Source organism: Paenibacillus oleatilyticus, from assembly GCF_018998565.1.
GTDB lineage: Bacteria > Bacillota > Bacilli > Paenibacillales > NBRC-103111 > Paenibacillus_G > Paenibacillus_G oleatilyticus.
This window is the reverse complement of record NZ_JAHNZO010000021.1, coordinates 1-11,773: the sequence shown is the minus strand read 5'-3', so window position 1 is coordinate 11,773 and position 11,773 is coordinate 1. Positions and strand designations below refer to the sequence as shown.

The following is an 11,773-nucleotide window of genomic DNA, read 5'->3' as shown; positions in this document are numbered from 1 at the left end:
CTTTTTCTATAAATACTTGAACAATGTGTTTTGTTTTTTGAACAGATTACGCGCTATTTTCTTTAACTATCATTCTAATGATCTTCTTTTGGTTTTATACCGACACGCCTACGATGTCAACAAAAATTTGGCGAGTTTAAAATAATACTAAGCATGATACTTGCCGGCAGGCGCATCCAGTACCCATTCCAAAATCTCAATCTTTGCTTTAATTTCGTTTATTTCATTTTCGTTGTGCGCTTTATCCAATCGTTGTACCATTTGTTCCAATTGAATCATCATTCGCTTAATCTGATCTTCCGATCTCATGAACCAAACCTCCAAGGCTGTAACAAATTAGACTCCGGCGTTGAATCGATTTTCGGCATATGCAGCTCCCGAAATTCATGCTCCAAAATGCTCATTATTATCGCATCGTGATACTGATGATTCCAATATAAGCAGTCCCTTTGAACTCCCTCTCTTTTGAAGCCCAGCTTCTCGTAGACATGAATCGCTCTGTCGTTAAAAGCGTAGACACTTAGTTCGGCCCTATGCAAATTCAAACACTTTCTGCGTCCCCGTGAACCTGCTGGTTGTCGGATCGGACAAGTAAGCATAATAATCATCCAGATCATCCATTTCGATTGCCCGCAAGTAAATATGTTTGCCTTCCAAAATTTTGGCTGCTCCTTGTTTTTCCACGCCGGCGTCTTCCTCATTTCAATCAAAATAAAGGTGCACTTATTTAAAAGAATCAACCCGATTTTACCATATAAACAAATATAACGCACAATTCACCTGACGAACCGCTTTAGCCTTTGACTCAACGGAGTGCTTGTCCCTTTTTAGCACAAAAAAAGAGGCATGAAGCCTCACTTTGTTTTAAAAGCGCAGCAATTCCGCTACGATGGTTTCAGGTTAAAAAAGGAATCTTCCTCTGTTTTGCCGTTAATATAAAAATCCTCATGTGTCAGATTCAGCAGATCCTGCTTTGTCAGTTTTCTTGCCCTTCGAACCAGCCTTACCGCCTGAAACCGGATTGCTTTTTCGATCAGATTCCGAATGTGACGGGCATTGCTGAAATTCAGATTCAATAACTTTTCTTGCATCAAGTGGTTCTTGATCTTATGAATGGCCTCGGGAAGAATAACGTACTCCCGTTCCGCCGCCATTTGCTTCGCGATCTCGATCAATTGGTCTATCGTATAGTCGGGAAAATTAACCTGGATCGGAAAACGGGAAGGAAGACCGGGATTCGTCTTTAAAAAATCCTCAATCTCTTTAGGGTAACCGGCCAAAATAAGAATAAAATCGTTTTTGTGGTCCTCCATGGATTTTACTAAGCAATCGATGCTTTCCTTGCCAAAGTCTTTATCTCCGCCTCGAGCCAGGCTGTATGCCTCATCAATGAACAAAATGCCGCCGAGCGCTTTCTTGACCATTTCTCTCGTCTTTAGGGCAGTATGGCCAATGTATTCACCGACCAAGTCCGCTCTTTCCACTTCAATCAGATGTCCTTTGGAGAGCAGCCCCATGGATCTGAACAGCTTCCCGATAATTCTGGCTACACTTGTCTTTCCCGTACCGGGGTTGCCCTTGAAGATCATGTGATATACATTGGAGCTAACCTGGAGCCCCTCTTGGGAGCGAAATTGCTTGATTTGCAAGATCGCATAAATTTGAAAAACAAGCTCTTTGATCTCGTCTAACCCGATCATCTTGTCCAGTTCTTTGTAGATATCCGAAAATGCTTCCATGGCTTGCATGACGTCTTTTGAATCAACTTTTTCCTGCACGGAAAGCGGCTCAGGAGAAGTTGACTTGAAAACAACATTGATTTGCCGGTCTCTCGTAGTAATGAGCCTGTTTGTCTCTGGAGTCATTTCATCACCTTCCCCTACCCTAATTAATAGTCGGACGGAGGAAAATTTATAACTCCCTGAAGCAAACTAATGTATGTGCCAAAACCAGCCGTCTCTCGAAGAGCCGGCTCTGACCGCTTGCCCCTTTTTTTCTCTGTTGCAAAAAAATAAAAGAGTTGAATTTTTATTCATACATATGTATATTCATAATAAAATCCCTTCAATAAGGAGGCCCGAGGGCAAATGAAGGCACTACGAGATCGATCGATGTTCCGCCTCCTTGAACGATTGGCTTTGCGGACATGGCCGGCTCAGTTGGAGCAGCCTTGCGAAGGCTGGATTTTGCGGGCATCCGATGGGGTGACGAAGCGAGCGAACAGCGCATGGACCATTGACGACATCGAGCAGTGGACCGAAAATGAAAAGGCGATCGCCCAATCGGAAGCTTTCTATAGGAGTCATCGTTTGACTCCGCGCTTTCACATCAGCGAAGCTTCGCCCTCCGGGTTGGACGAATACCTCGAACGCCGGGGATATGTAAAAGAAACGCCGTGCCTCATGATGACGACGGACGTTGGTCAAGCGATACGGCGGACGGAGCCCGTGTACGGAAATTCGCTGCGCGCCGTTGTCCAACCGTCGCATGACGCCTCTTGGCTGGGCCATTTTTTGGCACTGGAAGGCTTCGCTCCCGAGCTCTTGGAGTTTTACACTAACCTCTTCTCCCGAATCGAGGCCCCGACCGTCTATGTTAGCATAATGGACCGCGACCAATGCGTCGGGATGGGAACGGCCGTCGCTGAAGACGGATGGTCCGGCTTCATCAATATCGTCGTTCATCCGCAGCTTCGCGGTCAGGGCATCGGCAAGCGCATCGTTCACGAGTTGGCGCGCTGGAGCCGAGATCAAGGAGCGGACCGCTTATATTTGCAGGTGATCGCGGACAATGCCCCGGCCCTCCGGCTTTATTCGGGAGCGGGCTATGAGAAGCTTTTCGCCTATCACTATCGTACGAAGCCTATGGACAACCTTTAGCCGAAAATGGACTACGAAAAAACTCCCTCTATTCCAAGCTCAAAACGAGCATATGGTAGAGGGAGTTTACGCCGGCACTCAGGCTTTCTTATCGTCCTGCGGCTTGTTATCGTCTTTATCCCCGGACACGAGTCCGCGGGTCGATTCCTTGAATTCACTGAGCGTCCGACCGAAGGCTCTTCCGAGCTCAGGCAGCTTGGACGGACCGAAAAGCAGCAGCAACACGATGACAATCAGAAGAAGTCCTCCGATACCGATGTTTCCGAAAGGCAATGCAATCAACTCCTTCGCACCTGGAGATCGTAACTTACATTATACCAGCTTGTCCCCGGAAAATAAACCGCTTCCGCCTTACATTACCCGCCAGACTCAGGTGATCGGCCGGTACCCGAAGACGGACCGCATCTTGTCCCACTGCCATTTCGTCAACGCAAGCGTTTCCCTGCTCTTATGCCATGCCATCGCAAGCACACTGGATTCCATCGGCGATACGGAAGGGGAATCATAGCCCAGGAAACGCGCCATATCGAGCGCACGCACCGCATGATAGCGGTGTGTAACGATAACCGCTGAAGTCCAGCCGTGTTCCCGCATGATCGTTTGGCTGAACAGCATATTTTGCAGCGTACTGCGCGCTTCGTTTTCCAAATAAATGGACGCGCTCGGCACTCCTCTCTCCACCAAGTAGTTGCGCATCCCCTCCGCCTCCGTCAGCAGCGAATCCGTACGGTCGTAGCCGCCGGACACGATGATGCGGGGGATGACACCAGCTTGGTACAGCTCGACCGCACGGTCCAACCGTTCCTTTAACGCCGGACTCGGCGTCGTTTGCCATAAAGCCGCTCCCAACACGATTCCAACGTCGTGCGGCGGCAGTTTCTCATCCGGAAGCGTGGCGATCCGCCATTGAATGAAGCCGACCCATAAGAGAGCCACAGCGCCAACGGCGAGCATGAATCGGAACAGCTTGCTGGCAGTACGGCGAAACCCTGGTGCAATCAGCTTTACACGGTTCACCCCGGCCATCAGGACCACCCCTTCATACGTTCCGCTAAACTGCCTGTAAACAGCTCCAGCTCGGTACCGTCCGGATCGAGAAAGTTGATGCTGTACCCGCCTCCCCGCTCCAGCGGTCCCCTGACGATAGGAACGCCCGCCTGCTGCAGCTTACACGCTGCGTCATGGAAATCTTCATCCGCTATGGAAAATGCAATATGGTCAACGCCATAACCCGGCTTCTCCGAAGACTCGCAGCTTCGTTCGATCAAACATACCCATGCGCTGCCCCATTCCAAATAAACGTCGAGGCGGCCGCGATGAACGAGCTTCATTCCGAGCAAAGATTCGTAAAACAACAACGATCGGGACAAATCGGATACGCGAATCGTCACATGATTGAACCCTGTAGCTTTCAACTCAAACTCCCCTATGCTGTTCATTCGATGAGTCCAAAAAGCGCGCAACGGCCGAGAATAGCTGAGGAGCTTCGGGCTCCAAGCATATCATATGGCGGGAATGCGGCATATAGAGCAGCTCTTTCTCACCCTGGAGCCGGTCATAAATATACCGGGCGCTATAGGGGTGAATGACCTGGTCCTGCTTCCCTTGGACGACGAGCGTCGGCACGGAAATTCGCGGCAGTTCCTGCTGCTTCACATAGCGGACCAGCCTCATGAACTGCACGGGCGCCGAAAGCGGTACGCTTTTGGGACGTTCCCAAGGCTCGCGCAGCCCGTTGCGGACACGCTGCGCCAAATTGCGGATAAACTTTCCCGGACTCACATAAATGACCGCCGCATTAAGCAGCACGAGACGGCGTACCGGAAAACGGTTAGCCACATAAGTGGAGAGCAGACCGCCCATCGAAAAACCGACTACATCGATCTCGCCGTACTGCCGGCTTAGCCGTTCCGCTTGCTCCGCAACGGCCTTCAGCCAATCTTGCCATTGAACGCCGCGCATCATCCGTAGTCCTGCGTCATGCCCCGGGAGTGTAGGAAGCACGCAAACATAGCCCTGCTGCCGCAAATGATTCGCAAGCGGTTCGAGCTCAAACGGTCCGCCGGTAAATCCATGCAGCAGTAAGCAAACACGCGGTTCATGATTCGGCATGATCGACATTTCTCCTTAGGCAAGCGGTTTAAGCGCTGCTTCATCATTTGGACTCTCTTCTTAGTAGACGTAAGACAGGGGAGTTTCGTTTCAAATGCATTCCGGTTTTTCGCCGGTCACCGGATCAATGCCGATGAATGCAAAAACAGCGTGGCACTGCCACGCTGCTGTCAACTTATTTCTCGGTAATCGCAACCGATTGGATCTTCACTTTCTCGGTCGGAACGCTCGGAGACGCTTCGCTGCCCTGCTTAACGGGGGTCTCGGCGATCTTCTGGATGACATCCATGCCTTCGACCACCTTACCGAAGATGGTGTAATTCGGACGCTGGTTCAATGACTTGCTGTCATCGCCGGTGCAGATGAAAAATTGGCTGCCGTTCGTATTTTTCCCGGAATTGGCCATCGCGACGATTCCCGGCTCGTATTTGTGCGACGTTTTCAGCTCGTCTTCAAATTTATAGCCGGGGCCACCCGTACCGTTACCGAGCGGGTCGCCCGTCTGGATCATAAATGTCTTGATGATCCGGTGGAACGTGATGTTGTCGTAGAAGCCTTCCTTCGCCAGAAATACGAAGTTGTTTACGGTTTTCGGCGCTTCCTTGGCGTACAACTCCATCGTAAATGCGCCTTTGGACGTCGTGACCGTCGCCTTATAAGTTTTGTTAGGATCAATGGACATCGGAGGCGGAGACGACCAAGATTTTTTGGCTGCCTGGTCGGTGCCTGTTTTCCCTCCGGCCTGATCGTTCGTCTGCCCGGCAGTCTGGCTGCCGTTTTGTGCGGGTTCCTTCTGAGCTTCCGGAGCGGGCTTCGTGCCGCAGCCGGTCGTAATCATAGCGAGCAGCGCGGCAGCGCATGCCCACTTTGCCGTTTTTCTTACCATTTCTGCATTCATCGGATCAATTTCAACTCCAATTATGTCAAAGTTTGTATAAACCAATCTTCACATGCTCTATTATACTACGAGCTTTCCGAAAAATAAAAATCCTCTCGTGCAACGGGACGACGCGATCGCATTATCGTCCCGTCTGTGTTGTTGATCCTGTCGAAGCGGAATCGGTTCCCGCTCCATCCGTCGTTCCTGTCGAAGCGCCGGAACCAGTCGTGCCTCCCGTTGTTCCGCTACCTCTGGAAGTGCCCCCGGCGGTCGCGTCCGAGCCGCTGCCGGTTCCTGTGCCACTTTTTCCGCCGCTTGTTCCGGAGGTTTTACCGCCGTTCGTCTGCGTGCCGGAATTCGTGCCGCCGGCAGGGCTCGTGCCATTCGTTCCGGTTCTTGTATCGGTGCCGGCTCCGCTATCCGTTCCTGGGCGTCCCGTCCCCGCTCCGGTTCCGTTACTGCCTCCCGGCTGCGAAGTCTCGCCACCGGGCCGTGTGCTTCCGCCCTGTCCTGTTCCGGGCTTGGTACCCTGTTCTGTATCGGGGCGGCCGTCTATCCCGCTTCCGCCTTCCTGGTCAGGACGCTGTCCTTGGTCCGGCAGACCGGTTCCCGGATCGCCGTTCCCCGGTTGTCCGGTGCCCGGCGGATTCGTTCCCGGTTTTCCGCCCGGCGAATTCGGGTCAAGCTTACCGTTCGGATCAGTTCCCGGGTGCAGCGGGTCGAGCGGATTTCCACCGAGCATATCCACCTTGACCGTCGCCACGTTCGAGCGCGCGCCGGTCGTATTGTTCTCGGGGTTGTAAGGCACAACGACATATTCATACGTATCCGGCTGAGAAATGAACTCCGCAAAATCCGTCATCGTCGTGCTTTCTGTCGGCTCTGCCGGGAAGTCTGCCATCTTGCTATCTTTGCGGAAGATCTGGTACGTCATATTGTCGCCAACGCCGCTCCAATTGAGCTGTACCTTCGAATTGCCGCCCATCACAACGTGCTCGGCCTTCAAATCGGTGATTCCTTTCGGAGGCGCAGTCAGATCCTTGACGCCGTCCGGTCGCTTGAAGGAGGTCATCGGGCGTTTGGCCAGCGCTTTTTGCATGACCTCCTTGAAAATAATGCCAGGGCTGCCGCTGCCCATTGTGACGTAATGCTTCGAATCCGTTTTGTCGAAGCCCAACCACACGGCTGCGGTCCATTCCGGCGTATAGCCGACGAACCACAGGTCACGGTTGTATTTCTCCAACCCTTTCAAATCAAGCTGCGTGGTACCTGTCTTTGCCGCCAGCGGACGATCGAATTTCGCCGCCGCTCCAGTACCTCCCGGCTCCACGACACCCTGCATGAGCTGGGTCATATACCAAGCCGTCTTGGCGCTCATGACGGACTTGGTTTCACCTTTGAACGGAGTGATCTTGCCGTCATCGCCAACAATTTTGGTAATGGCGTGCGCGGTTGGCAAATTCCCGTTGTTCGGGAAGGCGCTGTAGGCCCGCGCCATTTGCAGCGTCGTTACGCCTTTGTTCAATCCTCCAAGCGCAATCGCCAAGTTGCGATCGTTTTTCTCATCGAGGTCGATGCCGAGCTTTTTGACAAAGTCGATACCCGTCTTTACGCCAATTTGGCTCAAAAGATCGACGGCCGGAAGGTTCATCGACTTCTTGACCGCATCCAACATGCTTACTTCGCCGCGGTACACTCCGTCGTAGTTGCGAGGCGAATAGCCGTTATACGATTTCTGCACGTCAGGCAGCCTGCTGTACGGATTGTACTTGCCGGATTCGATGGCCGGCGCGTAAGCGACAAGCGTTTTGAACGCCGAGCCCGGCTGCCGCGGCTGGGCGACTGCTCGATTCAAGCCGCGCGCTACGTAGTCCCGTCCCCCGATCATCGCGACGATGCCGCCGTCCTCGTTGTTCAGGATGACCATGCTGCTCTGCATCTTCTGCTCCGGTCCGTCCTTTTGGAACAGCTTGTCGTTCGCGTACGTCTGCTCCATGATTTGCTGGGCGTTCGGGTCAAGCGAAGTATAGATTTTGTACCCGCCCCGCAGCAAATCGTCCTCGTCGAACTTATACATATCCTGCGCTTCCTTGAGGACGTAATCGATGTACGTCTGATACTGCGATTTGCCCGCGTTTGCCGGAGGCGCGTACTCTGCAGCGGCGGCTTCCGCGCGCTGGGCCTCCGTAATGTAGCCCTGCTCCTGCATTAGCTTCAGCACAACCGCCCGGCGGTCCTTCGATTTATCCGGATTCGAGATCGGATTATACGTGTTCGGCGCTTTCGGCATCGCCGCGAGCGTAGCGACCTGCCACAGCTTCAAGTCTTTCAAATTGGAGACGCCGAAGTACACTTTGGAGGCGGCCTTTACGCCATAAGCCCGGTTGCCGAAATAAATCCGGTTTAAGTAAAAAGTTATAATTTCGTCTTTCTTATATTCTCTTTCAAGCGCAAGCGCAATGGACATTTCCGTCGCTTTGCGGAAAAACGTTTTGTCCGAGCTTAAAAATACGTTTTTGGCGAGCTGCTGCGTAATCGTACTCCCGCCTTCAACCATGCTTCGCGCGACAACATCCTTCACAAGAGCGCGTCCGACGGAAAACAAATCGACGCCTTGGTGTTGTTCAAATCGCTGATCTTCCGTAGCAATGAACGCCTGTTTCAACATTTCGGGAACCTCGGCCGGATCGACATTTTCCCGGTTCTCCACCTTCAAAACGCCGGCTTCATTCCCGCCCGCATCATATATGATTGACGCTTCGCTGAAATTCAATTTGCCGATGTTGTCTCTTAAGATATTTGCTCCGTTGACCAGGACGAAAATGTATACCCCCATCCCGCAAATGGCGGCAAGCGCGCCGGCGACAAACGTCCATGCCAGAACTTTGCCTAAGGTGATTTTCCTTTTTTTCTTCGGTTTTGCGGATGATTTTGCGGATGATGTCGGTTTCTTCTCCTTCGGTGCTTGGCCCGGTGTTCTGCTGTTTCTTCCCGTCATGCCCCGACTCCCTTTCTGTGTCTGTGTGCAATGCACAGCCTATTTAACCTGCATCAAGGCTTACTAAACAAAGAACAACCCTAACGAGCCGGGTTGCTCTTATGCTTCGTATCCATTTAGACGTAAGGGAAGCTGAAAAAGTTGCTCCTTTTGCTTCCAAGTTCTGGCCGCTAACCAAAAAATCCGCTATTCGGCGCTATTTTCCTGCTGCATGAGCGACACCGAACGCTGCGGCGTAAAGGTCGAAATCGCATGCTTATACACCATCTGCTGGCGTCCTTCGCTGTCGATAATGATCGTAAAGTTATCGAACGCGCGAATGACGCCGCGAATTTGAAATCCATTGGTCAAATAAACGGTGACCGGAATGTTCTCCTTGCGCAATTGGTTCAAAAACGTGTCCTGAATGTTGATTGACTTGTTCATCAATGGGCCCCCTCAAAAATGGTTAACGCCAAATGTTAGCTTGTCTGCTATTATAGCACGAATCCGGTTCAGTTGGGTAGAAAATTCTTCCATTTCACTCATATCCACCCAAACGATGTCCTTCATATGCCGGAACCAGGAAAGCTGACGTTTCGCAAAATGACGCGTGTTCTTCTTCAGTAAATCGACGGCTCCTTCCAAAGAATACTCTCCCTGCAAGTACGCCGCGATCTCCTTATAGCCGAGCCCCTGCATCGAAACGAGCGACGGTTCGTAACCTTTCGCCAGAAGCCCTCGAACCTCCTCGACCAGCCCTTGCTCCAGCATGAGATCGATTCGCTCTTCAATACGTTTATATAGTAAAGCTCTATCCATTGTCAACCCGACGATACACAATTCGTACGGGGTCTGTTTTTTTTGCGTCTTAAGCTGGTCGGAAAGCCGTTCTCCGGTCATATGAAAAACCTCAAGGGCCCGGATAATGCGCCGCCTGTCGTTCGGATGCAGGCGCTGCGCCGACTCCGGATCGATCTGGCGCAGCCGCTCGTGCAGCGCTTCCGCACCGTGAGCTTCGGCATAAGCCTCCTGCTCCGCGCGAAAAGCCTCGTCCGAGCCTCCTTCGCTGAACCGGAAGTCATAGCAAACCGATTCGACATAAAGGCCCGTTCCTCCGACAATAAACGGCAGCTTTCCACGGGAATCGATATCCCGGATCAGCGATACGCACCGTTCCTGAAATTCTGCCACCGAAAACGGATGGTCCGGGTCGTGGATGTCGATCATATGATGCTTGACCCGGGCAAGCTCTTCCGGCGACGCTTTTGCCGTACCGATATCCATCCCTCGGTATACCTGCATCGAATCTCCGGAAATAATTTCAGCGTTGTATTCTTCGGACAGCGTTAAGCTAAGCTTGGTTTTGCCGACGGCGGTCGGGCCGACCAGCACAAGCAGCTTCGGCCGATGCCGGTCCGTCTCTGTCAGCATCTTATCACTCCATAAGCTATTTTGGTGGAAGAACGGTGCACTTCCGTAAAGCCCAGACGGTCGAATTCCTGACTGTCCCGGTGCTCCTTCATCACGACCATCCGGCGGGCAACCCGCCGCGCTTCCGCCACCGCTTCTTCCGTCAGTGCCCGGTCGTCGGCGATGCCGCGGATCGCCTTGATCGAGGTCGATTCCGTGATCGGCTTGCGAAACATCGGATCGAAGTACACCAGATCGGCGCTGTCCGGCGGCAGCGCACGCAAATAACCGGTATGATCTTGACCGATCACCTCAATGCGGCGCATCGCTTCGTTCAGTCCGGGTACATCCGAATGGTAGGTCTTAAGACCTTGTTCCAACAAAAAGCACGGTATCCGCGCCGTTTCCAGCGCCGTCACCGTTCCTTCGGGTCCTGCCGCAAACGAGAAGACGATGGCGTCGGAGCCGAGACCCGCCGTGCAATCGATAATCCGGTCCCCGGAACGGATGCCAGCCAGCGTCAGCAGCGGGTCCGTCTCGCCGTTCAGCAGCCTTTTGATCCGGACCGCTGCCGTGCTGGGATGAAAAAACAGCGGCAGCCGCTGTTCGTGATGGTATTCGATCCGCTCTTTCGAGATCAGCAAAATATCCTCGTCTCCGTACCGCTCCCGCAGCTGGGCCAGCGTCATCCGCCGCCGCCGGATACAGCGCCCGCCAAGCGCACGCGCCAGCGCCTCCGCCTCGCTCAGCTGTGCGGGATTCGGGTCATAGGAGGTGGTAACGAACAACTACATCACCCTTTTAAACATTTTTTCCAGCTCGTAGGTCGAAAAGCTTACGACAATAGGTCTTCCGTGCGGACATGTATACGGATTGCGACAGGCCGCCAGCCGGTCGAGCAGCGTCTCGATTTCCAGCAGACCGATGCTTTGGTTCGCCTTAATCGAAGCTTTGCAGGAGCACATGATCGCCGCTTTTTCGCGCAGCTTGCCGATATCCACCTGCTTCTTCTCGCCAAGCAGCCATTCGATCATTTCTTCGATGAGCGCCTGCTCCTCGCCCGCCGGCAGCCAATGCGGATACGCGCGGACGAGGAACGAAGCCCCGCCGAACGGCTCCAGATAGACGCCCGCCTGCTCAAGCTGCGGCAAGCGGTCGGCCAGCTTCGCCGCTTCGATCGCGGTGAATTCCAGTGTCAGCGGCACAAGCAGCTCCTGGCTCGCTTCCGCGGGATTGCCGAATTTGTCGTAATAATGCTCATAATTGATCCGTTCATGCGCCGCATGCTGGTCGATCAGGAACAGCCCTTCCTCGTTCTGAGCGACGATGTAGGTGCCGTGAAGCTGCCCGATCGGGTGCAGCTTCGGAAAGTCCGGCAGCGCAGGAGGCTCCTCCGCCTGCGGCGTCATCGCGCGCAGCAGCGCCTCCGAGGCCGCCGCCGTCTCGCGCGGCGAAAGCCGCTCGCGCTCCGCGCCCGGCTGCGCCGCGGGGCCCGCGGACGCGGTGCGCAGC

General features: G+C 53.4%; 14 protein-coding genes and 1 pseudogene. 1 reads left to right on the top strand and 14 read right to left on the bottom strand.

Annotated features, from left to right (window positions below; all coding sequences use genetic code 11):
* Window positions 1-147: 147 nt before the first annotated feature.
* From KQX66_RS23800 to KQX66_RS23790, 4 genes and pseudogenes are all read right to left on the bottom strand, one after another.
* On the bottom strand, window positions 148-309 hold the full coding sequence (locus tag KQX66_RS23800) for a hypothetical protein (RefSeq protein WP_167670203.1): 162 nt from the start codon (window positions 307-309) through the stop codon (window positions 148-150).
* Window positions 306-545: pseudogene (locus KQX66_RS38740) on the bottom strand (GNAT family N-acetyltransferase); the annotation flags it as partial. The pseudogene KQX66_RS38740 and the gene KQX66_RS23800, both read right to left, overlap by 4 nt.
* A complete protein-coding gene (locus KQX66_RS38020; RefSeq protein WP_306665890.1) occupies window positions 532-684 on the bottom strand; it encodes a GNAT family N-acetyltransferase in 153 nt (50 codons plus the stop codon). The pseudogene KQX66_RS38740 and the gene KQX66_RS38020, both read right to left, overlap by 14 nt.
* Before the next feature lie 200 nt (window positions 685-884).
* On the bottom strand, window positions 885-1,865 hold the full coding sequence (locus KQX66_RS23790; RefSeq protein ID WP_438804208.1) for an AAA family ATPase: 981 nt from the start codon (window positions 1,863-1,865) through the stop codon (window positions 885-887).
* Between the two features lie 222 nt (window positions 1,866-2,087).
* Here KQX66_RS23790 and KQX66_RS23785 point away from each other — a divergent pair, with 222 nt between their 5' ends.
* On the top strand, window positions 2,088-2,879 hold the full coding sequence (locus KQX66_RS23785) for a GNAT family N-acetyltransferase (RefSeq protein ID WP_216795290.1): 792 nt from the start codon (window positions 2,088-2,090) through the stop codon (window positions 2,877-2,879).
* Window positions 2,880-2,957: 78 nt separating this feature from the next.
* Here KQX66_RS23785 and tatA read toward each other — a convergent pair whose 3' ends face one another.
* The 10 genes from tatA to KQX66_RS23735 all read right to left on the bottom strand — a co-directional run.
* A complete protein-coding gene (gene tatA / locus KQX66_RS23780; RefSeq protein ID WP_025844320.1) occupies window positions 2,958-3,152 on the bottom strand; it encodes a twin-arginine translocase TatA/TatE family subunit in 195 nt (64 codons plus the stop codon).
* A gap of 96 nt (window positions 3,153-3,248) precedes the next feature.
* Window positions 3,249-3,905: a YdcF family protein gene (locus KQX66_RS23775; RefSeq protein WP_216795289.1), complete on the bottom strand. Its 657-nt coding sequence runs from the start codon at window positions 3,903-3,905 to the stop codon at window positions 3,249-3,251.
* Complete coding sequence (locus tag KQX66_RS23770) at window positions 3,905-4,294, bottom strand: Fos family putative thiol transferase (protein ID WP_216795288.1); 390 nt, start codon at window positions 4,292-4,294, stop codon at window positions 3,905-3,907. The genes KQX66_RS23775 and KQX66_RS23770 overlap by 1 nt, the downstream gene beginning before the upstream one ends.
* A gap of 1 nt (window position 4,295) precedes the next feature.
* Window positions 4,296-4,991: an alpha/beta hydrolase gene (locus KQX66_RS23765; protein ID WP_253957388.1), complete on the bottom strand. Its 696-nt coding sequence runs from the start codon at window positions 4,989-4,991 to the stop codon at window positions 4,296-4,298.
* Between the two features lie 175 nt (window positions 4,992-5,166).
* Complete coding sequence (locus KQX66_RS23760; protein WP_216795286.1) at window positions 5,167-5,889, bottom strand: peptidylprolyl isomerase; 723 nt, start codon at window positions 5,887-5,889, stop codon at window positions 5,167-5,169.
* A gap of 121 nt (window positions 5,890-6,010) precedes the next feature.
* The gene (locus KQX66_RS23755) at window positions 6,011-8,869 is read right to left on the bottom strand and encodes a PBP1A family penicillin-binding protein (RefSeq protein ID WP_216795285.1); all 2,859 of its coding nucleotides are present in this window, start codon (window positions 8,867-8,869) and stop codon (window positions 6,011-6,013) included.
* 186 nt (window positions 8,870-9,055) lie between these two features.
* Window positions 9,056-9,295: an RNA chaperone Hfq gene (gene hfq, locus KQX66_RS23750; protein ID WP_010494175.1), complete on the bottom strand. Its 240-nt coding sequence runs from the start codon at window positions 9,293-9,295 to the stop codon at window positions 9,056-9,058.
* Between the two features lie 12 nt (window positions 9,296-9,307).
* Window positions 9,308-10,282, bottom strand: coding sequence for a tRNA (adenosine(37)-N6)-dimethylallyltransferase MiaA (gene miaA, locus KQX66_RS23745; protein WP_216795284.1), 975 nt, complete (start codon window positions 10,280-10,282; stop codon window positions 9,308-9,310).
* Window positions 10,276-11,049, bottom strand: a complete 774-nt coding sequence (locus KQX66_RS23740; protein ID WP_216795283.1) for a class I SAM-dependent methyltransferase — start codon at window positions 11,047-11,049, stop codon at window positions 10,276-10,278. The genes miaA and KQX66_RS23740 overlap by 7 nt, the downstream gene beginning before the upstream one ends.
* Window positions 11,050-11,773 (bottom strand): DNA mismatch repair MutL family protein (locus tag KQX66_RS23735; protein ID WP_498047077.1); only part of this gene is annotated, 724 nt, incomplete at its 5' end. It abuts the gene before it with no gap.